Source organism: Rugamonas fusca (assembly GCF_014042365.1).
GTDB lineage: Bacteria > Pseudomonadota > Gammaproteobacteria > Burkholderiales > Burkholderiaceae_D > Rugamonas > Rugamonas fusca.
On record NZ_JACEZS010000004.1, the window covers coordinates 65,269 to 86,527 of the forward strand.

Annotated in this window: 20 protein-coding genes; 14 read left to right on the plus strand and 6 right to left on the minus strand. The window is 66.1% G+C overall.

All coding sequences use genetic code 11. The features are described from left to right. The first annotated feature begins 32 nt into the window (after positions 1-32). Positions 33-473, plus strand: coding sequence for an FKBP-type peptidyl-prolyl cis-trans isomerase (locus tag H3H36_RS06595; protein WP_182215482.1), 441 nt, complete (start codon positions 33-35; stop codon positions 471-473). A gap of 24 nt (positions 474-497) precedes the next feature. Here the strand turns inward: H3H36_RS06595 and H3H36_RS06600 are convergent, their stop codons facing one another. Continuing rightward, positions 498-1,520: an AraC family transcriptional regulator gene (locus tag H3H36_RS06600; protein ID WP_182215484.1), complete on the minus strand. Its 1,023-nt coding sequence runs from the start codon at positions 1,518-1,520 to the stop codon at positions 498-500. Between the two features lie 143 nt (positions 1,521-1,663). Between H3H36_RS06600 and H3H36_RS06605 the strand changes: the two genes are divergently transcribed. Together H3H36_RS06605 and H3H36_RS06610 are read left to right on the plus strand one after the other, a co-directional pair. Next, positions 1,664-3,319, plus strand: a complete 1,656-nt coding sequence (locus tag H3H36_RS06605) for an acetolactate synthase large subunit (RefSeq protein ID WP_182215487.1) — start codon at positions 1,664-1,666, stop codon at positions 3,317-3,319. Next, positions 3,316-4,926: an FAD-dependent oxidoreductase gene (locus H3H36_RS06610; RefSeq protein WP_182215490.1), complete on the plus strand. Its 1,611-nt coding sequence runs from the start codon at positions 3,316-3,318 to the stop codon at positions 4,924-4,926. Before H3H36_RS06605 ends, H3H36_RS06610 begins: the two co-directional genes overlap by 4 nt. A 24-nt stretch (positions 4,927-4,950) precedes the next feature. Here H3H36_RS06610 and H3H36_RS06615 read toward each other — a convergent pair whose 3' ends face one another. Next, positions 4,951-5,526: a P-loop nucleotide/nucleoside kinase family protein gene (locus H3H36_RS06615; protein WP_182215492.1), complete on the minus strand. Its 576-nt coding sequence runs from the start codon at positions 5,524-5,526 to the stop codon at positions 4,951-4,953. Between the two features lie 179 nt (positions 5,527-5,705). Between H3H36_RS06615 and H3H36_RS06620 the strand changes: the two genes are divergently transcribed. From H3H36_RS06620 to H3H36_RS06635, 4 genes are all read left to right on the plus strand, one after another. Further along, complete coding sequence (locus H3H36_RS06620) at positions 5,706-6,224, plus strand: hypothetical protein (protein WP_182215495.1); 519 nt, start codon at positions 5,706-5,708, stop codon at positions 6,222-6,224. Positions 6,225-6,335: 111 nt separating this feature from the next. Continuing rightward, on the plus strand, positions 6,336-6,509 hold the full coding sequence (locus H3H36_RS06625; protein WP_182215882.1) for a hypothetical protein: 174 nt from the start codon (positions 6,336-6,338) through the stop codon (positions 6,507-6,509). A gap of 178 nt (positions 6,510-6,687) precedes the next feature. Next, positions 6,688-6,831 carry a hypothetical protein gene (locus H3H36_RS06630; RefSeq protein WP_182215496.1) on the plus strand — a complete coding sequence of 48 codons (144 nt, stop codon included), beginning with the start codon at positions 6,688-6,690 and terminating at the stop codon, positions 6,829-6,831. Positions 6,832-6,970: 139 nt separating this feature from the next. Then, positions 6,971-7,339, plus strand: coding sequence for a hypothetical protein (locus tag H3H36_RS06635; RefSeq protein ID WP_182215498.1), 369 nt, complete (start codon positions 6,971-6,973; stop codon positions 7,337-7,339). A gap of 27 nt (positions 7,340-7,366) precedes the next feature. Here the strand turns inward: H3H36_RS06635 and H3H36_RS06640 are convergent, their stop codons facing one another. Together H3H36_RS06640 and H3H36_RS06645 are read right to left on the minus strand one after the other, a co-directional pair. Beyond that, on the minus strand, positions 7,367-7,864 hold the full coding sequence (locus tag H3H36_RS06640) for a VOC family protein (RefSeq protein WP_182215499.1): 498 nt from the start codon (positions 7,862-7,864) through the stop codon (positions 7,367-7,369). 166 nt (positions 7,865-8,030) lie between these two features. Next, positions 8,031-11,552 (minus strand): response regulator, encoded by a 3,522-nt coding sequence (locus H3H36_RS06645; protein WP_182215501.1) that lies wholly within the window; start codon positions 11,550-11,552, stop codon positions 8,031-8,033. A gap of 198 nt (positions 11,553-11,750) precedes the next feature. On the opposite strand from H3H36_RS06645, the gene H3H36_RS06650 reads away from it, so the two are divergent. Next, positions 11,751-12,224: an acyl-CoA thioesterase gene (locus H3H36_RS06650; RefSeq protein WP_220459672.1), complete on the plus strand. Its 474-nt coding sequence runs from the start codon at positions 11,751-11,753 to the stop codon at positions 12,222-12,224. Between the two features lie 18 nt (positions 12,225-12,242). Here H3H36_RS06650 and H3H36_RS06655 read toward each other — a convergent pair whose 3' ends face one another. Beyond that, positions 12,243-13,010 (minus strand): fused MFS/spermidine synthase, encoded by a 768-nt coding sequence (locus H3H36_RS06655; protein WP_229219776.1) that lies wholly within the window; start codon positions 13,008-13,010, stop codon positions 12,243-12,245. Between the two features lie 180 nt (positions 13,011-13,190). Here H3H36_RS06655 and H3H36_RS06660 point away from each other — a divergent pair, with 180 nt between their 5' ends. The 6 genes from H3H36_RS06660 (at position 13,191) to fdhD (ending at position 18,789) form a co-directional block, all read left to right on the plus strand. Then, a complete protein-coding gene (locus tag H3H36_RS06660; RefSeq protein WP_182215506.1) occupies positions 13,191-13,466 on the plus strand; it encodes a hypothetical protein in 276 nt (91 codons plus the stop codon). Between the two features lie 36 nt (positions 13,467-13,502). Next, the gene (locus tag H3H36_RS06665) at positions 13,503-14,666 is read left to right on the plus strand and encodes a GGDEF domain-containing protein (protein ID WP_182215508.1); all 1,164 of its coding nucleotides are present in this window, start codon (positions 13,503-13,505) and stop codon (positions 14,664-14,666) included. Positions 14,667-14,784: 118 nt separating this feature from the next. Continuing rightward, positions 14,785-16,239: a Ppx/GppA phosphatase family protein gene (locus H3H36_RS06670; protein ID WP_182215511.1), complete on the plus strand. Its 1,455-nt coding sequence runs from the start codon at positions 14,785-14,787 to the stop codon at positions 16,237-16,239. An 88-nt stretch (positions 16,240-16,327) separates the two neighbouring features. Beyond that, complete coding sequence (locus H3H36_RS06675; RefSeq protein ID WP_229219777.1) at positions 16,328-17,050, plus strand: hypothetical protein; 723 nt, start codon at positions 16,328-16,330, stop codon at positions 17,048-17,050. 106 nt (positions 17,051-17,156) lie between these two features. Beyond that, complete coding sequence (locus H3H36_RS06680) at positions 17,157-17,924, plus strand: GNAT family N-acetyltransferase (RefSeq protein WP_182215514.1); 768 nt, start codon at positions 17,157-17,159, stop codon at positions 17,922-17,924. A 61-nt stretch (positions 17,925-17,985) separates the two neighbouring features. Further along, a complete protein-coding gene (gene fdhD, locus H3H36_RS06685; RefSeq protein WP_182215517.1) occupies positions 17,986-18,789 on the plus strand; it encodes a formate dehydrogenase accessory sulfurtransferase FdhD in 804 nt (267 codons plus the stop codon). A gap of 1 nt (position 18,790) precedes the next feature. Here the strand turns inward: fdhD and H3H36_RS06690 are convergent, their stop codons facing one another. Next, positions 18,791-21,106, minus strand: a complete 2,316-nt coding sequence (locus H3H36_RS06690; protein ID WP_182215520.1) for an FdhF/YdeP family oxidoreductase — start codon at positions 21,104-21,106, stop codon at positions 18,791-18,793. Positions 21,107-21,259: the final 153 nt, after the last annotated feature.

Genomic DNA, 21,259 nt, shown 5'->3' on the forward strand with positions numbered 1-21,259 from the left:
ATGATGCTTCTTTTGCCTTCCATACGGATACCATGAAACGACTGCTTTCCTCCTGCGTGATCGGTTTGACCCTTTCCTTCGCCTTGGCCGGCTGCAACCGTGCCACGCCGCCCGCTTCGGCCGATGCTGCCGCCGTGCCATTACAAAAGATCGATACCGTGGTCGGCACTGGCAAGGAAGCCGTCGCCGGCACGATGGCCGTGGTCAACTACACTGGCTGGCTGTACGAACCGAATGCGCCGCAGAAGCACGGTGCCCAGTTCGATTCCTCCATCGGCCGCGCTCCATTCAACTTCCAGCTCGGCGCCGGCCAGGTCATCCAGGGCTGGGATGAAGGCGTCCAGGGCATGAAGGTGGGCGGCAAGCGCACGCTGATCGTGCCAGCCAGCATGGGCTACGGCGCCAGCGGCGCAGGCCCGATTCCGCCGAACGCCACCCTGATCTTCGACGTCGAGTTGTTGGAAGTACGCTGAAGCACAGTGGCTGTGCGATGGCGTCTAGCCGGACGCCTGGCGCGGCCCTTGCTGTTGTCCGTCCAGCCGCGCCCGCTGCCGCATGGCCCGCGGCGTGGCGCCAAACCAGCGCTTGCAACTGCGCGTGAGTACCGACACTTCCGCGTAGCCGAGGATGTGGGCGATCTGCGTCATCGCCGGGCCTGTGGGTAGGTCGATCAGTTCCAGGAATTGCTCCTTGCGCACCTCGTCCACCAGTCGTTCAAAGGTGGCGCCTTCCGCCGCCAGCCGCCGCTGCAAGGTGCGCGGGTGGAGCGACAGCGCGCTGGCGATGTCGGTATGCCGCGCATGGCCTGCGCTGAGAAAATGCCGCACCAGCCGGCGCACGCGGTCCGAGAACAAGGTGTGCGGCTTGCCGCCTTGCTGCTCCAGATAGTCCAGCGCCAATTCCTTCATATGCGGGTCGTTACCCGACACCACCACCTTCAAGTCGCTCACGCGCAGCCGCACGGCCGCCACTGGCGCCAGAAATTGCACCGGGCAGTTGTAGGCTTGCCGATAAGCGTCCTCGTCCGCGACGGGCGCGTGCGGCAGCATGACCAGTTGCGGCGCGATGCGCGTGGCCGACATTACGCTCAAGCCCTGGCAGACGATGCCCAGCGCCAGGCTGATCACCTGAGGGCGCGCGGTCAGCTTCGCATGGCGCAGGTCGAACACCACGTCGACCAGATCGGGATGGCCGGGCACGATCTGCGTCTCCAGTTTCAATGCGGGACTGTGGACGAACAGGTAGCGCGAGGCCAGCGCCAGCGCCTCGCCCACCGTGGCCGCATGACGCATCAGCACGGCGATGGGGCCAAGCATGCTGATGCCGCGCGCCTGCGCCAGCCGCAAGCCCAGGTCGGGGCAGCGCCCGAGCGAGGCTGAATATTCGAGCAGATTGATGAAGCCCTGGTACGGTACCAGCATGTCCGGATCGTGCAGCGCCTGCAGCGGAATGCCGAAGCGCGCCAGCAGGCTGGGCACGTCCAGCCGCAAGCCTTTGGCCAGGATTTCAAAGGTTGACAAGGTCGCGGACCGAACCAATACCGTCATACGCGCGCAGATCCGAGGTTGAGGGTGTCTTCAAGTGTTAACTTATAGTCGCCAAATGTCAATACTGGCCCATCCGTTTCCAGCATCATGTGTACAAATCAATCAAGGAGACGGTTATGGCCAACGGCGCTCAAGCAATGCTGCGCACCCTGATCAATGCAGGCGTCAACGTCTGCTTCACCAATCCCGGCACATCGGAGATGCACTTCGTTGCCGCGCTCGACGGCGCGCCGCAAATGCGCGCCGTGCTGACGCTGTTCGAGGGCGTGGCCACCGGCGCCGCCGATGGTTACGCGCGCATGGCCGACAAGCCGGCCTCCACGCTGCTGCACCTGGGCTGCGGCCTGGGCAATGGCCTGGCCAACCTGCACAACGCGCGCAAGGGCAGGGTGCCCATCGTGAATATCGTGGGTGACCACGCCACCTATCACACCCAATACGATGCCCAGTTGCAGTCGGACATAGAAACGGCGGCGCGCAACGTGTCGAGCTGGGTACGCACCGCGCAAAGTACGCAGGCGCTGTGCCAGGACGTGGTGGAAGCCGTCGCCGCGGCCAAGGGGCCGCAAGGGCAGGTGGCCACGCTGATCCTGCCGGCCGACGTGTCCTGGAGCGATGGTGCCGAAGCGTTGCCCGCGCCGCCAGCGGCGCAGCCGCCGCGCGCGGACGATGCGGTGATCGACCAGATCGCCAGCGTCCTCAAAGCCGGCGGCAAGAACGCGCTGCTGCTCGGTGGACGCGCGCTGCGCGAACCGGCCTTGCTGGATGCCGCGCGCATCGCCGCCCAATCCGGCGCCAGGCTGTACGCTGAAGTGTTCCCGACGCGCATGGAGCGCGGCGCCGGCCTGCCGCACGTCGAGCGCATCGCCTACCTGGCCGAGATGGCTTCCGTACAACTGGCCGGCATCGAGAACCTGATTTTGGTGGACGCCCGCTCGCCCGTATCGTTCTTCGCCTATCCGGGCAAGAAAAGCGACCTGGTGCCGGAGGGCTGCAAGGTCCACCAGCTGGTCTTGCCGACGCAGGACGCCGTTGGCAGCCTGAACAGCCTGTGCCAGCGCATGGGCGCCGGGCCGGCCACGCCCGTGCTGCAACAGGCGCTGCGTCCCGGCCGCCCGCGCGGCAAGCTGACTGCGCCCAAGGTGTGCAAGGCCATCGGCCACCTGCTGCCCGAGAACGCCATCATCGTCGACGAGGCGCAAACCTCCGGCACCATGCTGCCCATGTTCACGGCCGGCGCGCCGCGCCACGACGTGCTGGCCTTGACGGGCGGCGCCATCGGCTACGGGCTGCCGGCTGCCGTCGGCGCGGCCGTGGCCTGTCCGGAGCGCAAGGTGCTGGCCCTGGTGGGTGACGGTTCGGCCATGTACACGCTGCAAGCGCTGTGGACCATGGCGCGCGAAAAACTGAACGTGGTATCGGTCATTTTCAACAATGGCTCCTACGGCATTCTCAACGTCGAGCTGGAGCGGGTCGGGGCGGAAAAGGCCGGTCCCAAGGCCAAGTCGCAGCTGGACTTGAAGAATCCGGGGCTGGACTTCGTGCAACTGGCGCAAGGCATGGGCGTGCCCGCCGTACGCGCCACCACGGCCGAGCAATTCAACACGGCGCTGGAGCGGGCGCTGGCCACGCCCGGCCCGCATCTGATCGAAGCGGTGGTGCCGAGCGTGTTCTCCGGCCTCAAGCTGCGCGTGCTGCCTTACGTGCTGCGCTCGCTTGAAAGCCTGCCGCAGCCGGTGGCGCATGCGATCAAGCGCAAGGTGGCGCCATGAGCCGGACCATCCAGTCCGATGTGCTGGTGGTGGGCGGCGGCTTGGCCGGCATCGTCACGGCGCTCGAATGCCTGCGGGCGGGCAAGCGCGTCACCGTGGTCGACCGCGACAGCCGCGAACGGCTGGGTGGCCTGGCACGCTGGGCCTTCGGCGGCATGGCCCTGGTGGGCACGCCGCTGCAGGCGCGCATGAAGATTCCCGACACGCCGGAACGCGCGCTGGCCGACTGGGTACGCTTTGGTGAACTGAACGAGGCCGACACGCTGCCGCTCGCCTGGGCGCGTCATTACGTCGAGCATGTGCGCAGCGAAGTGTACGACTGGCTGCTCGGGTACGGACTCAAGTTCCTGCCCGCCGTGAACTGGGTGGAGCGGGGCCGCTTTGGTGACGGCAATACGCTGCCGCGCTACCACGTGTTATGGGGTACGTCCCGATTCATGACGGTGACGATGATCGCGGCGCTGGAACAGGCTGGCGCCAACGGCAAGTTGCAGCTGTTGAGTCGCACACGCATCGATAGGCTGGAGCATGCGAACGGCGCGCTGCTCGGCGCCCATGGCGTGAACGAGGAAACGGGGGAAGCGATGCGCTTCGCCGCGTCCGCCATCGTGCTGGCCATGGGCGGCATCAACGGCGGCCACGCGGAAACGCGCGCCAACTGGCCGGCAGACAGGCCGCAGCCTGCCAGCATGCTGAACGGCGCGCATCCGTATTCGGACGGCAAGCTGCACCGGCTGGTCGCTGGCATGGGTGGACGCATCGCGGCGGCCGGGGAAATGTGGAACTACGCCGCCGGCTTTCCCCATCCGCAGCCGCATTTCGAGGGGCATGGTTTGTCCGCCATTCCATGCAAGTCGGCCTTGTGGCTCGATCACCGGGGGCGACGCATCGGCCCCGATCCGCTGGTGACCGGGTTCGACACGCACTACCTGTGCCAGCGCGTGGCGAGCCAGGGACAGCCGTGGACCTGGCACCTGCTCAACTGGCGTATCGCGGCCAAGGAGCTGGCCATTTCCGGCGCCGAACACAACCAGCGCATCCGCGACCGCCAGATGTTCGCGTTCCTGAAGGAGACGCTGCTCGGCAATCATCGCCTGGTGCGCCAACTGGCCCACGAGAGCCCGGACGTGCTGGTGGACGATACGCTGGCCGGACTGGCCGCCAAGATGAACGCGCTGGCCGGCGGCGACCATGTGCGCCCGGAAGTCCTGCAAGCGACCGCCGACGCCTTCGACGCCAATTTCGCCAACGGTGACAAGCTGCACAACGACGCGCAACTACGCCGCATCCTGCACGCGCGCCAGTGGGGGCCGGATCGCTTGCGCACCTGCAAGCCGGCGCCGCTGCAACAGCAAGGGGCCGGTCCTTACATCGCCATGCGCATGCAGCTGATCACGCGCAAGAGCCTGGGCGGGCTGGTCACGGACATGCACAGCCGCGTGCTGGACGCCGATGGGCAGGCGCTGCCAGGGCTGTACTCGGTGGGGGAGGCGGCCGGTTTCGGCGGCGGCGGGGCGTGCGGCAAGCGTTCGCTGGAGGGGACTTTTTTACCGGGCTGCATCCTGACTGCGAAGGCGGCCGCGCGCGACATCATCCGGGTGTCGTAACCTGGCTCCTGCTGCGCGGACCAGTCAGGCGCTACGGTGGCCCTGACCGTATGCCGCCACTTGCGAGACATTTCCCCATCGGTCTTCGAGCGATGGGCCACCAACGAATTTGACGTTGAACAGAGAACACTCGGCTTCGTTGGGAGCCTGCCATTGACTGCTGGCGAGCTCAAAGATGTGGTCAGGTACCACCATCGAAAACGTCGCCCCCTTTTGTTGATTTCTTTGTCTGACACGCTCGCGACGGATGTGAACTGGCGCATCGAGAATATGAAGAATCGGATCGTAGCCATCGCTTTGCACGCGATGGCAGAAGTCCATCCGAGCAGCTTGTTGAATCAGGCCCAGTTCAAGTATGACGTTGCAACCGCTGTTGAGAAGACGTTTGCTGTGGTTCCAGATGAGGTTGATGAGTCGATCTTTCCGTTCGATGTACCAGGGAATCACCTCTTGTTCCGGGCGATCCGGGCTGAAAATGGAAGCGAACCATTCATCCAGGGCGATATGCACGGCGCCATGCTCCGATGCCAGCGCCATCGCATAGGTGGATTTGCCCGCGCCAACTGGGCCTTCTATAAGGTGGAGAGTAGCATCGGCCATGATGAAGACATCTGACTTTCGACATGAGCGGCGGCTTGCTGATGGCGTAGCCGGCGGTAAGGCTCGGATGATTTGTCCATCAGCGGACCTGGTCCTGAAGTGTAACTTTTTGACATATTTTATCAGTTGATAATATCATGCCGCCTCGCGCGTCCTGAAGCGCAACTCCCGGAGCAATGATGAAATCGATGAAAACGCTGGCCCTGGCCGGTTTGATGATGGCGGCCAGCCTGGCCTCGGCCGCTTCCACGCCCTCCGCCCCGTCCATGCCGGACGCGCAGCAGGTGCAGGCCGCGCACGACTTGCTGGCCGCCATGCAGGCCGAGAAAATGCTGCGGGCCACGGCCGGCATGAGCCGCTATCCGACTCCGCAACAGCGCCAGGCCGTGTTCGACAAGCTCGACAAGGTGCCCGCCGAGCAGATCTACCAGCGCCTGTCCATTCCCGTCGCGCGCCTCGTCTCGACCGAAACGGCCAAGGAAATGACGCGCTATTACCAGTCCAGCTACGGCCAGCGCGTGCTCAAGCAGACCTACAACAGCGGCCCCTCGCTGTTCGACACGGCCCCCGTGCCCACCGCGAAGGAAAAGGTGGAACTGAAGCGGCCCGCCTATGTCAAAGCCGACAAGGCGTTCAAGGAGGCGGAGCCCGCGATTCGTCACGAAACCTTTGTGTTGCTGACGGCGATCAGCCGCTGATGGTTGCAGCGCGTGGCAGAGGGCGCCCGCTACGGTGCCCTTGAAAAACCGCGCTCCGTCCCTGATCTGCATTGAAAGGCAGCGCTTTGCCTGGCCGTTCAGGAGGACGACATGATGATCCCTGTTACCAAGCCCACCGTGCCCGCCTGGCGTGCCCACACCACGCCAGAGCCGGACATGCCACCACCCAAGCCTGAGAAAGAGCCGCCGCCGGACGAGATGCCGTCGCCCGAGCACGCGCCCATCGAGGAACCGACCCCGCCCCGCACGCCGATTCAGACCTGAACGGCGCATCTTGGCGCAACAACGACGGTGCGCACAGCGCCGCCGGTTGATATGCTTGTTTCATCTTTGTTGCTCGTCGGATACAAATTTACTGCTTTGTGTCCACCGTCACACAGCCGTCACGGAAGCGTTTATATAATTTACTCACGACATCGTTTTCCCGTTCACGGAGGCCATCATGGGCAATTCCTTACACAATAAAATCTATCTCGGCCGCCGCAGCGTAGCAGTGCTGAACAACAAGCGTGTGCAAGCGATGCTCTGTGTCGGCGCCTTTGCCAGCATCGGGCTGGTGTGGCTGGTGATCCGAGCGTTCAAGTAATTCCGTTGACTGCCATCGCCCACGCGCGGTGCCTTGCGTTCCTCCGTCGGGGAGGGGCGTAGGGACCGGCTTGCCTTGCCGAGGCGCGAACGGGCGCGTACCATGAGGGCCGCTGTTGTCTCTTATGGAAAAATTGGTAATGAAAAACGAGAAATTGACGCAAGACGAATACGACGCACTGGCCGAAGTAGCGCGCGGCATCAAGGGCGAGCGTGTCAGCGCTTGCGTGGGCCGCAACACCAAACGGCTGGCCGGCCTCAAGCTGTTCAGCGTGGCCAAGAACGGCCGCCTGTCGCTGACGGACAAGGGGCAGCAGGCGCTGTTCCTGCGCCGCTGCATCGTCAGCATGCGGGCGCTGGCCGCCGATCCGGGCGTGCAGCTGGACGCGGACGTGGCCAACTTCCTGGGCAAGAAAGCCCACATCAGCGCCAGCGCCGATGGCGCCGGCTTCACCTTGACGGACAAGGGCCGCGAATCGCTGGCCGATATCGAGCGCCAGGGCCTGTAAATCGCGGCGTGCCGGGCGCGGCGCGGCTCAGCCCGCGCTGGCCTGGCGCAATTGCGCGATGTCGAGCTTCTTCATCTTCATCATGGCCTGCATCACGCGGCCGGCCTTGGCCGCGTCCGCATCCATCAGCAGGGCCGGCAGCAGGGTGGGCACGATCTGCCACGACAGGCCGAACTTGTCATTGAGCCAGCCGCACATCTGCGCGTCCGGGTCGCCGCCTTCCGTCAGCCGGCCCCAGTAATAGTCCACTTCCTGCTGGTTGTCGCAGTTGACCTGCAGCGACAGCGCTTCATTGAAGTGAAATTGCGGCCCGCCGTTGAGGGCCGTGAATCCCACGCCGTCGAGTTCGAAGGCCACCACCATCACGGAACCGGGCGGCTTGCCATGTACTTCCTGGCCCCCCTCGCCGTAGCGCGACACGCTGGTGATTTTCGCGTTATTGAAAATGCTCGTGTAAAACTGCACCGCGTCTTCCGCCTGGTGGTCGAACCATAGGCAGGGAGTGATTCTTTGTATGCTAGCCATGTGTGTCTCCAGTCGTTGATGGGAGGACATGCGCGCCCGGCGCGTGATGCGGGCGCTGCGGCCAGACTAACAGGATAGCGCTACGCGGGGCGCCCGCCTGCGGCCGCTCCGGCGCACCTGCGAGCGTGCGCGCCGGGCGGGCGGCGCACCCGTCCGCTTACGCCGTTCAGGCGGCGTGACCATCCGCTTGCGCGGCCATCCGCAGGGCCAGTTGCTCGACGGCGGCGGCCGTGGCGGGCAGGGCCGCGAGCACGGCTTCGATCTGGGCCGTGCAGGCGGCCGGATCGGCCGTGCCGCGCAGTGTCGCCTCGGCCTGGGCCGCCAGCGCGGCCAGGGCCTCGGCGCCCACCGTGCCGGATACGCCCTTGAGCGTGTGCAGCACGGTGGGCGCCGTGTCGAGCCGGCGTTCGTCCACCGCCTCGCGCAGGGCCGCACGGCTGCGCTCCACCTCGGCCGCGAAGCTGCGCAGCGCCATCAGGTAGACCGGCGCCAGGCCACCCATGCGGGCCAGCGCGGTCGCGCTGTTCAGCTGGACGGCCGGCGCGGCGGCGCGCGTCTCCCTGTCGGTGGCGGCGGCCGCTGCGCCGGCAGCGGACGGGACAGTCCCGCCGGCGGTGGAGGGTACTGCCGCGCCACCGGCAGTGGCTGGCGCGTCGTTGGCCGCGTCCGGGCGCGCGTGGCGCAGGATGACGGCGATCAGCTGGGCCAGGTCGAATGGCTTGCCGACGTGATCCACCATGCCCGCCGCAAGGGCGGCGGCGCGGTCAGCCGGCATGGCGTTGGCCGTCATGGCCACGATCGGCGGCGCCAGCTCGCCCAGCCGGGCCCGGATCTGGCGCGTGGCCTCGTAGCCATCCATGTCCGGCATCTGGATATCCATCAGGATCAGGTCGGGCCGTTGGCCCGAGCGCAGCAGGGTGTCGATGGCGGCCTGGCCGCAGCCGGCCACTTCCACGTCGGCACCGTCGTTGCCCAGCAATTCGCTGGCCACTTGCTGGTTGGTGGGATTATCCTCCACCAGCAGCAGGCGCAGGCCGGCCAGGCGGCGCTGGGAAAGCGGCGCCACGGCCGCCGCCGGGACTTGCTGGCTCAGGCGCGCCTCGGCCACCACGTTGTACATCATGGACGCCGTGACGGGTTTGACCAGCACCCCGTCCAGCACGGGTTCCAGCTCGGCCTGCCGCTGGGCCAGCAGTTCGCGGTCGTAGGCGGTGACCATCACGATCAGCGGCGTTTTCCCTTCGGGCAGCAGGCGGCGGATCTGCCAGCTGGTGTCCCAGCCATCCAGGGCCGGCATGCGCCAGTCGATGAACACCACGTCATAGGGATGGTCGGGATCGCGCCGGGCCACGGCGGCCAGCGCATCGTAGCCATTGTCGACCACGTCCACCCGCCAGCCAAACGAGTGCGCGATCTCGCTCAGGATCTGGCGCGCGCTGGCATTGTCATCGACCACCAGGCAGTCCAGGTCGTGCAATTGCTCGATGGCCGCCAGCGGCGTCGCGATGGCTGCCCCTGTGAGCTCGGCCGGCTCGACCGCCGGCTGCAGCTCGATCACGAAGCTGAACACGCTGCCCTGGCCCAGCGTGCTGTCCACTTGCAGCGTGCCGCCCATCATGCGCGTCAGGCGCTGGCTGATGGCCAGGCCCAGGCCGGTGCCGCCGTAGCGGCGCGCCGTTGACGCCTCGGCCTGCGAGAAGCCATCGAAGATATGGCGGCAATGCTCGGCCGAGATGCCGATGCCCGTGTCGCTGACGGCGAAGGCGATCGCCAGGCCCCGTTCGCCGTGCCCGGCCAGCTTGGCCGACAACACCACTTCGCCCGCCTCCGTGAACTTGATGGCGTTGCCCGCCAGGTTCAGCAGGATCTGCTGCAGCCGCAGCGCGTCGCCCACCACCCAGGATGGCAGCGCCGGGTCGATCCTGAACAGCACCTCCACGTTCTTGTCGCCCACATTGGCCGACAGGATCACGCCCAGGTCGCGCCACAGCTTGTCCAGGCTGAACGGGTGGGGGTCGAGCGCCAGCTTGCCCGCTTCCACCTTGGAGAAGTCGAGGATGTCGTTGAGCAGGCCCAGCAACGCACGGGCCGCCGTCTCCGCCTTGCTGGTGTAGTCATGCTGGCGGCCATCGAGCGCCGTTTGCTGCAGCAGTTGCAGCATGCCCAGCACGGCATTCATGGGCGAGCGGATTTCGTGGCTCATGTTGGCCAAAAATTCCGACTTGGCGCGGCCTGCCTGCAAGGCTTGTTCCTTGGCCAGCAGCAGCGCGTCGTGGGCGGCGCGCGCCTCGGTGATGTCGGTGCTGCTGCCCACCCAGCTCAGCACCATGCCGTCCGCGTCGCGCTGGGCCAGGGCGTGGTGGTCGAACAGGCGCCATTCGCCATCGTGGCGCAGCAGCCGGCAGTCGCAGCGGAATTCGCGGCCGTTGGCCTGGGCTTGTCGCCAGGCCGCCTCCAGCGCCTGGGCGTCATCGGGATGGACAATGGCCGACCAGTGCGCGCGCGCCAGCAGTTGCGCCGTCGGCACGCCTGTATACTCGTGCCAGTGGTGGCTCAAAAAATCCAGCTTCAACGCTGGCGTGGTGGTCCACACCATTTGCGGCAAGCCTTCCGTCAGCGAGCGCCAGCGCGATTCGGACGCCGTCAGCCGGGCCAGCGAGCTTTGCAGCGCCGCGTCCTTCTCCACCAGTTGCGTGAGCGACTGATATTGCTTGCGCATGGCCACCCGTACGCTGGCCAGGAAGGCGCCGGCCAGCAAGTACATCACGGTCAGGAAGATGGTGGCGTTGCGGATTTCCCGGTACCACGGGATCAGGAAATCGTCGCTCGACAGGCCCACCAGCACATAGACCGGGTAATTGCCGATGCGTTCGACGTTGAACACGCGCCATTGGCCGTCGAGCCGGCTTTCGGCCCGGTAAGTGGCGTGCGCCTTGCCGGCCGCCAGCACCGCTTCCGTGGCGGCCGACAGCTTGGCCGGGCTGCCGATGACGATGCCGGGCGCCTCCGGGTAGCGGTGCAGGATGCGGCGCTGGCTGTCGAGCAGCGAGATCACCCCGTGCGGCCCCGTGTTGAGCGAGGCGAACAGCTCCGTGATGCGCGAGGTGTTCATGTTGACATAGGCCGTGCCGCCGAAGCTGCCGTCGGGCTTGGTGAGCGCGTACATCAGCGGCAGCACCCATTCGCCCGTGATGCGCGACTTGACGGGCACGCCAAAGACCAGCTCGCGCTCGGCGCGGGCGCGCTGGAAGAATTCGCGGATGTTCAAGTCCTGCGGGTGGGCCGGGTCGACCTCGTCGCCATAGATCACCAGGCCGTCCGCGTTCGAGCCGCGCACCGAGTTGGCGTGCGGCGTGCGTTCCTTGAGCGTGCGCAGGTAGGCGCTGAAGGCGGCATCATCGAAGTGGCCGCTGGCTTGCATGGTGCGAAATTCCTGCGCCGCGCGCCGCATCGACAAGTCCACCTCCTGGAAATGGGACAGCAGGAAATTCTCCAGCGCCACCGACAGGTTGCGCGACGTTTCCTCGGCCGCCGCGTAGTAGCGTAGCCGGCTCTGGTTGAGCGCGTGGACCACGAAAATAGTCAGGATCAGCAAAATGGTCGCCACCGCCGCCACCAGCCGGGTAAATAATTTGCGCAGTTTGACCACGGTCTCGAGGTTGGGGGCAGGCGATGAACTGAGTGACATGTATGGGCTCGTTGTTGCGGACCGGGAGCGAATGGCGGCAGAGATAGCATACCTTACCACCTGGACACGGCTTTGTAACGTGCCACTTGCATTCACACAAGCGACTTATGGCCGGCTAATTATTTGCTAGTGACGGGCCGAGCGGATAGGATGACGGCATCCCCTTGCCTTCATACTGGAAAAAAGATGGAAAAACCGATGACCTGGTCCGCCCACGAACTGACCATGACGGTCCTGATGACGCCGGACATGGCCAATTTCTCCGGCAACGTGCACGGCGGCACCATCCTCAAATATCTCGACAGCGTGGCCTATGCCTGCGCCAGCCGCTATTCGGGCAGCTATGTGGTGACGCTGTCGGTGGACCAGGTGATGTTCCTGCAGCCCATCCACGTGGGCGAGCTGGTCACGTTCCTGGCCTCGATCAACTACACGGGCCGCACCTCGATGGAAGTGGGGATACGGGTGGTGACGGAAAATATCCAGCAGCGCATGGTGCGTCACGCCAACAGCTGCTACTTCACCATGGTGGCCGTGGACGAGCACCGCAAGCCGGTGGCCGTGCCGCCGCTGGTGCCCGTCACGCCCGAACAGATCTCGCGCCACGCCCAGGCCCAGTTGCGCAAGCAGGCGCGCCAGATGGTGCACGGCGCCAAGAAGCAGGGCGCCTGAGCGGCGCGGCCGCCCGTTTCAGCGCCCCCAGCGCAGGCGCAGCACCACCCAGTGCGCCAGCAGCCGGTTCAGTACGGCCAGCCCCAGGCCCTGGTGGCGGGCCACGCGGCGCTGCATGGCCAGCGCCGGCGAGCGGGCCCCGCCCTTGATGGCGAACACGATGCGGTTGTTGCCGGCCATGCCGTGGAACCAGCACACCTGGCTCTGGAAGGTCTGGCGCAGTCGGCGCAGCATGGCCGGGTAGTGCGGATCGTAGCTGAAGATATTGGCCGCCAGCACGCCGCCGGGGCGCAGCGCGCGCCGGCAGTCAGCGTAGAAGCTGGCGCTGCCCAGCGCCGGCGGCAAGCCCGCCTCGTCGAAACCATCGACCAGCAGCACGTCGGCGCAGGCGCTCTGGCTGGCCATGTAGTGCACGGCGTCCGTGTGGATCACGCGCAGGCGGGCGTCATCGGGCGGAATGGCGAACTGGTCGCGCAGCGCGATCACGTCGGCCCGCAGTTCCAGCACCGTGATGCGGGTGCGCGGCAGGTAGCGGTGGCAGAACTTGACCAGCGAGCCGCCGCCCAGGCCCACCATCAGGATATGCTCCGGTTGTGGCTGAAACAGCACGAAGCACATCATGGCGCGCGCGTAGCTGAGCACGAGCTCGTCGGGCCGCGACAGCCGCATCTCGCTTTGTACCATGCCGGGCAAGAATTCCAGCGAGCGCCAGTCGCCGCGCGTGCGCACGCGCGGCGCGCGGGGGCGGGATGGCTGGGCCGGCTGCGGATCGGGCGTCGGTGGCATCGGTGCAGGGTGGGGTAGGGAAGCGGCGCGCCGCCAGTTGACGGACGCCGGGCGTGTTTTTATAGTAGCATGCGGCCCCCGGGCCGGTCATCCGCATTTACAGATGGGCAATTTGTAGGTACATTGGCGAAAGCCAGTGCCAGCCCCGCTGGCAGCCTGTCGGCCACATTGGAGAGAAAGATGTTTCTAGACCACCCCACCATCACCGCAACCAACAGTTTCACCGAGCCGGACCGCATCGAGCGCCTGACCCGGGTGTACGGCTACGTGGTGGCGCTGGCCGATATGGCCGGCAATTCGGGTTTCATCGAAAAGTTTTCCCAGATTCATGACCACAAGGGCACGCTGATCGTTTTCTGGCACGAGGCGCCATCGGACGAGGAGAAGGGTTACTTCGTCAAGGCCTGGAGCAGCAAGATCGGCGACGGCAGCACCAACGTCGAACACGAGGTGTAAGCGGCGCGCCCCGGCGCGCCATGCATTGTCTCATCCATGGATATCAAAACACTGTTGCTGGCGCTGGCGCTGGGCAATCTGAGCCTGTGCGCGGCGCTGTTCTTTTTTGAGTACGAGCGCAAGCAGACGCTCAGCCTGTCGACCTGGGCCGTGGCCAAGCAGTGCCAGGCCGGCGCCTGGCTGCTGCTGTACCTGCGCGGCACCTTGCCCGACCTGCTCAGCATCGGTGTCGGCAACGCCTTGCTGTTCGCCGGCATGGCGCTGGACGCGGCCGCGCTCTGGGAACTGGCGGGCCGGCCGATCTGGCGGCGCTACCTGGCGCCCGCGCTGGCCGTGGCCGTGGCCGTGTTCCTCGGTGCTTACCTCGCAGAACTGGACAAGAGCTTCCGTGCCGCGGCCGGTTCGCTGATAGTGGCCGGCTTCTTCCTCGCTGGCGTGGCGGCATTGGCGCTGCGCTGGCGCGACGGCACCATGCTGCGCCGTTTCCTCGTCGTCACCATGTTGTTGCTGTCGCTGGCTGTTGCCGCGCGCGGCATGCTGTCGGTGCTGCAGCCCGATGGCTGGGGCTGGGTCAGCGGCGGCATGATCCAGTGGCTGGGCCTGGCCGTGCTGTATCTGATGATGCTCACCAACGCCTTCGGCTACCTGCTGCTCACGCGCGAATCGCTGCAGGGCGAACTGGCGCGGCTGGAGACGGTGGACACGGTGACGGACGTGCCCAACCGGCGCGGCTTCTACCAGGCCCTGACGCCGTGGATGGCGCTGGCGCGCCGGCCCGGCATGCCGACGGCGCTGATCGTGCTCAACCTGGACCACTTCAAGCGCGTCAATGACAGCTATGGCCACCCGGTGGGCGACACCGTGCTCAAGACCATGGTCGACGTCTGCAAGAAGCAGTTGCGCGACAGTGACCTGATGGGCCGCCTGGGCGGCGCCGAATTCGCCATCCAGCTGCCCCGCACCTCGTTGCAGGATGCGCTGATGGTGGCCGAGCGCATCCGCAACGCCGTGGCCAGCCACCCCGTCAAGACTGAGCGGGCCGTCATCAATCTGACGGCCAGCCTGGGCGTGACCACCATCCGGGCCGAGGACAGCACGGTGAGCCTGTTCAAGCGGGCCGACGAAGCGCTGCAGCAAGCCAAGCTGGCCGGGCGCAACCGGGTGGTCGAGGCGCGCGCCGAGAGCGCGCTGGAGGCCTGAGGCGCGCGCCAGTTGGCGGCTGTCATCGTGTCGTCACAATAGGCGCTTACTGTGTGAGGATTTTTCACCTGATATTCTGAAAGCCTTCGCGGTGTTCATCAGAAAAGAGGCTTCTCCTATGTATGCAGCAGTAGATTTGGGTTCCAACAGCTTCCGCCTGCACATCGGCAAACACGACGGCGAAGCGATCCGCGTGCTCAAGAGCGTGCGCGAGCCGATCCGGCTGGCCGCCGGGCTGGACGCCAACGGCAACCTGACCGAGGCGGCCATGCAATCGGCCCTGAACTGCCTCAAGAGTTTCCGTATCACGCTGGCCGCTTATCAACTGGAAGCGGTGCGGGTGGTGGCCACCTCCGCCATGCGGGTGGCGCGCAACGTGGCCGCCTTCCTGCCAGCGGCCGAACAGGCCATCGGTTATCCCATCGAAGTGATTTCCGGCGAGGAGGAGGGGCGCCTGATCTACATGGGCGTGTCCAACGCGCTGGCGCTGCCCGGCGAGCGACGGCTGGTGATCGACATCGGCGGCGGCTCCACCGAGCTGATACTGGGGCGCGGCCAGGAAATCGAGCGGGTCGAGTCGTTCAGCCTGGGCACGGTCAAGCAAAGCCTGTCGTTCTTCGTGGGCGGGCGCATCGACGCGCCCTCGTTCGAGGCAGCCATCCTGTCGGCCCGCAGCCACCTGGAGGACGCGGCGCCACCTTACCATCCCCAATACTGGCGCCAGTGCTACGGTTCGTCCGGCACGGCGCGCACGCTGGCCGAGATCATCGTCAAGAATGGCATCGGGCGCGAGATGAACGCCGCCACGCTGGAGGCGCTCAAGCAGCGCTTCATCCAGATCGGCCATGTGAGCAAGATCGAGCTGGCCGGGCTGCGGCCCGAGCGCGCCGGCACCATCATCGGCGGCCTGGCCATCATGATCGCGCTGGTGCATGAACTCGATATTCCCGTGGTGCAGCCGATCGAGGCCGGCCTGCGCATGGGCGTGATGTGGGACTTGTACCTGCGTTCGACCAAGCGTGACCGGCGCGAGCAGTCGGTGCGCGCGTTCCAGCAGAAATTCCATGTCGATGAGGGCCGCGCCGAGCGGGTGGCGAACGACGCGCTGGCCCTGTACGGGCAGATGAAACCGGCCACCGACACCTACACGCGGCCCCTGTTCTGGAGCGCGCTGCTGCACGAGGTGGGCATGGTGGTGTCGCAAACGGGCTACCACAAGCACGCCGCCTACATGATCGAGAACGCCGACCTGCCGGGCTTCACCACGCGCGAGCAGAAGACCATGAGCCGGCTGATCGTGGCCCAGAAGGGCAACCTGCGCAAGGTGGGCGAGGCGCTGGCCGAATCCGATTTCGCCAAGGCCGTGGTGGCGCTGCGGCTGGCCATCCTGTTCATGCACGCCCGGATCGACGTCGATTTCCGCCAGCTCAAGCTGCGCATGAAGAACCGCATCGAACTGGAAATCCGGCGCGACTGGGTGGCCGACCATCCCACCGTGTCTTACTGGATGGAGAAGGAGCAGGAACTGTGGGACGAGGTCGGCGTGGACTTCAGCATCCGCGCCAACGCCTGAACGCCAGGCTGCTTGTCGCCTGGCGTGATATTGCTCAAACACAATCTTCGAAAATGGTATATATTGTTTATATTGTTAACGAGGAGTGATGATGAGCAAAGCAATCGCCATGAAATCCACGGCCAGCGCGCCGGTTGCCAACGGTAAGGCGGCGCCGCTGCCCAAGATGGTTAAGGCGCCGGTAGTCAAGGCCCCAGCCGCCAAGGCCAAGCCGGCCGCCCGCGCCGGCGCCGCCAAGCCCGCTGCCGTACCTGCCGCGAAACCGGCAGCAAAATCGGCTGCAAAGCCGGCTGCAAAGCCGGTTGCCAAGGCGGCCGCCAAGCCCGCCGCCAATGCGACCGCGAAGGCCGCTGTGAAACCGGCGGCGAAACCGGCCGCGAAGGCGGCGCCGAAAGCGGCTGCCAAGGCCGTCGCGCCCAAGGCCGCAGCCAAGCCTGCCGCCAAACCGGCAGCCAAAGCAGCCGTCAAGGCCGCGCCGAAAGCCGCCAAGCCTGCGGCCAAACCCGCGAAGACTGCCGTGAAAGCCGCGCCCAAGGCCGCCGCCAAGGCGCCCGCCGCCCGTCCGGTGGAGCCGGCCAAGGACAAGCAACGCAAGGACAAGCTGGTGCGCGACAGCTTCACCATGCCCGAACAGGAATATGCGGTGCTGGGCCAGGTGAAGAAAGCGTGCCTGAAGGCTGGCTTCGAGATCAAGAAGAGCGAATTGCTGCGCATCGGCGTGGCCCTGATCAGCCAGATCGACCTGGCCACGCTGCAGAACGTGCTGTCCGCGCTGCCGCAGTTGAAGACGGGCCGTCCGAAGAAAGACTAGCAAAAAAACAACACTGCCCTGATGTCACGGAAACGACACCGTGTTGTCATTTTCCTGAAGTATTAGACCGTTACGCTTGCTTCGTCACCCACTGAAAGGATGAAGCATGCAACATTCGATCGTACAAGCAGACGTCAGGGCAGCGTCGGCCAAGCTGGTTCTCAGCATGGCAAGCACACCGGAAGAGCTGCGCGAAGTGCAGCGCTTGCGCTACAAGGTGTTCATCGAAACGATGGGCCTCAGCTCGCTGGCGCGCGACGATGGCCTCGACAGCGATGAATTCGACGAGCACTGCGACCACCTGATCGTGCGCGACACCAACACGCTGAAAGTGGTGGGCACCTACCGCCTGCTGAGCCCCACGCGCGCGCGCAAGCTGGGCCGCCTGTACTCCGAGAACGAATTCGACCTGGGCCGCCTGAACAACCTGCGTGGCCGCATGGTGGAAGCGGGGCGCGCCTGCATTCATCCCGATTACCGTGGCGGCAGCGTCATCATGTTGCTGTGGTCCGGCCTGGCCGAGTACATGCGCCGCGAAAGCTGCGACTACCTGATCGGCTGCGCCAGCATCAGCCTGGCCGATGGCGGCCACAATGCGGTCGCCGTGTACCAGGCGCTGGCGGCCCAGCACATTGCGCCGCCCGAATACCGCGTCACGCCCCATTTGCCATTCCCGATCAGCAAACTGGAAGCGTCCCCCAAGGCGCAAGTGCCGCCGCTGCTGAAAGGCTATATGCGTTCGGGCGCATGGATTTGCGGCGAACCGGCCTGGGATCCTGATTTCGAAAGCGCCGACCTGTTCCTGCTGCTGCCGCTGGGGAACCTGGATAACCGCTACGCCCGTCACTACGGCGTGGCCGGCGAAGGCGCCTGAGGAGCTGCAATGGCGCCGCCGCGCATGTATCATGGCAACATGATACGAGCGCGGAGGCGGCATGCTATTTGACACAGAGCTGGAACGGGACGGCTTCCAGCAGCGGACCGTGGTGCGCCACCAGGGCCAGGCCCAATCGCGCACCACCGACCGCGTGGTCGAGGAAATGCCGGTGGCGCTGGTGTTCAACGGCGTATCGCAAGCCGTGATGATGGCCACGCCGCGCGACCTGGAAGCGTTCGCGCTCGGTTTCGCCTTGTCCGAAGGCGTGGTCGATCACCGCGACGACATCTACGACCTGGTGCTGCGCGAAAGCGGCGACGGCGCCGAAGTGGAACTGACCATCAGCCAGCAAGCCTTCATGCGCCTGAAGGAACGGCGCCGCACGCTGGCCGGCCGCAGCGGCTGCGGGGTGTGCGGCGTGGAGAGCCTGGCGCAGCTCGACCTGCGCCCGCCGCGCATCGCCGCGCCGGCGCTGGAACACGCGCCCGCGCCGGCCGTGGCGCGCGCGGCCAGCGAACTGACCCAACACCAATCCTTGATGCACGCCACGGGCGGCGTCCACGCGGCCGCCTGGTGCCGCCCGGACGGCGGTATCGTCCACGTGTTCGAAGACGTGGGCCGCCACAACGCGCTCGACAAGCTGATCGGCCACCTGGCGCGGCAGGGCGAGGACATGGGGCGCGGCTTCGTGTTCCTGTCCAGCCGCGCCAGCTACGAGCTGGTACGCAAGGCCGCGCGCATGCACATCCCCATGCTGGCCACCATCTCCGCCCCCAGCACGCTGGCGATCGACATCGCCGAACGGGCCGGCCTCGTGCTGGTGAGCTTCTGCCGCGAGGATGGGTGCGTGCAGTACGCCTGATTCAGATCCTGGCCGGTGCGCTGGCCGGATACAGCAGCACGGGTATCGACTTGGAGGTCGGCGTGCCGGCGCCGTCGGCCGTGCTGTGCAGCGGCACCAGCGCGTTCGTCTCGGGGAAGTAGGCGCCCAGGCAGCCGCGCGGGATGTCGTATTCCACCAGCATGAAGCCGTCCGCGCGGCGCTCCACGCCATCGTCCCACACGCTCACCATGTCCACCCAGCCGCCCGGCTGCAAGCCCAGCATGTCCATGTCGGCCCGGTTGGCGAACACCACGCGGCGCATGCCGTACACGCCCCGGTAGCGGTCGTCCATGCCGTAGATGGTGGTGTTGTACTGGTCGTGCGAGCGGGCCGTCATCAGCGTCATCAGGCGCTCGCCATGGATGGCGCGGGCGCGGTGGATGGGGGTGTCCGTGTCCACGGCGCGCACCAGGAACTGGGCCCGGCCGCTGGCCGTGCGCCACTCGCGCGCGCGCGAGGCGACCCGCAGGTGGAAGCCGCCCGGCTTGGCCACGCGCGCGTTGAAGTCGTAGAAATCGTCGAACACCTTGGCGACGGCGTCGCGGATGCGGGCGTAATCGGCCGCGTACCAATGCCAGTCGACCAGCGCGCTGCCCAGCGTGGCGTGGGCCATGCGGGCCACGATGGCCGTTTCCGACAGCAGGTTGGGCGAGGCCGGCGCATTGCCGCCGTAGGACAGGTGCACCATGCTCATCGAATCTTCCACCGTCACGCCCTGGGCCACGCCCTGTTGCAGGTCGATCTCGGTGCGGCCCAGCGTGGGCAGCAGCAGCGCGGCCTTGCCATGCACCAGGTGGCTGCGATTGAGCTTGGTGGCCACGTGCACCGTCAGTTCGCACGCGCGCAGGGCGGCGAAGGTGAGCGGGGTGTCGGGCGTGGCCATGGCGAAGTTGCCACCCATGCCGAAGAACACTTTCACCTTGCCGTCCAACATGGCCTGGATGGTGGCCACCACGTCGTAGCCGTGTTCGCGCGGCGGCGTAAAGCCGAACACCTGGCCCAGGCGGTCGAGGAAGGTGGCGGTCGGCTTTTCCTCGATGCCCATGGTGCGGTCGCCCTGCACGTTGGAGTGGCCGCGCACGGGACACAGGCCGGCGCCCTGGCGGCCGATATTCCCGCGCATCATCATCAGGTTGGACAGCATCTGGATCGTGGCCACGGCGCCCTTGTGCTGGGTCAGGCCCATGCCCCAGGTGGCGATCACCCGCTTGCCGTGGGCGTAGATGTGCGTCAGGCGGTCGATCTGCTCGCGCGGCACGCCCGATTCGTCGATCAACTGCTGCCAGTCCTGCTGGCGCAAATCGTCGGCGAAGGCGTCGAAGCCGCTCGTGTGTTCGGCGATGAAGTCCACGTCCAGCAGGCGCGCCTGGCCGGCGGCGCGGGCCGCGTCGTCCAGTGCCAGCAAGCCCTTGGCCACGCCCTTGATCAGCGCGAAGTCGCCGCCCAGGCGCGGCTGGATGAACAGCGAGCCGATGGCGGTGCTGGAATTGGTCAGCATCTCGATCGGGTGCGACGGCGACGTGAAGCGTTCCAGCCCCCGTTCGCGCAGCGGGTTGATGGAGACGATGGTGGCGCCCCGCCTGGCGCAGTCGCGCAGTTCGCCCAGCATGCGCGGGTGGTTGGTGGCCGGGTTCTGGCCGAAGATCAGCAGCGTGTCCGCATGCTCAAAGTCGTCCAGCGTGACGGTGCCCTTGCCGGTGCCCACGGTGCCGGGCAGGCCGCGGCTGGTGGGTTCGTGGCACATGTTGGAGCAGTCCGGGAAGTTATTGGTGCCGTACAAGCGCACGAACAGCTGGAACAGGAACGCGGCTTCATTGCCGGTGCGGCCCGAAGTGTAGAACGCGGCCTGGTTCGGATCGGGCAGGGCCTTCAGGTGGCGCGCGATCAGGTCGAACGCGCCATCCCAGGAAATGGGGACGTATTTATCGCTGGCCGGGTCGTACACCATGGGATCGGTCAGGCGGCCGTGTTGTTCCAGCTCGTAGTCGGACTGCTGCAGCAGCGCGCCCACGGCATGGCGGGCGAAGAATTCGGGCGGCACGCGCTTGCTGGTCGCTTCCGCCGCCACGGCCTTGACGCCGTTCTCGCAGAATTCGAAGGTGGATGTGTGCACGCGGTCGGGCCAGGCGCAACCAGGGCAGTCGAAGCCGTCGGGCTGGTTTTGCGCCAGCAGGCTGCGGTAATTGCCGCCGCTGACCTTCTCGCGCACGAGGTTGATCGCCACCTGCTTCAGCGCGCCCCAGCCGGCGGCGGCGTGCGCGTAGGGTTCGATACGGCCAGGTTTCGTCTCGTTCATGCAATGTGCCCCATGGTCTAAGGTCAGGTGGCGCAGCCGGACCGCGGCTGGCAGTGGGCAGTATAGTGCCTCATTGATTTTTTGAAAACAGGATGATTTTGTTAATTTTTCCGCCTTGGGCGGGATGCGGCCAGGGCGCCGCCGGGATGGGGA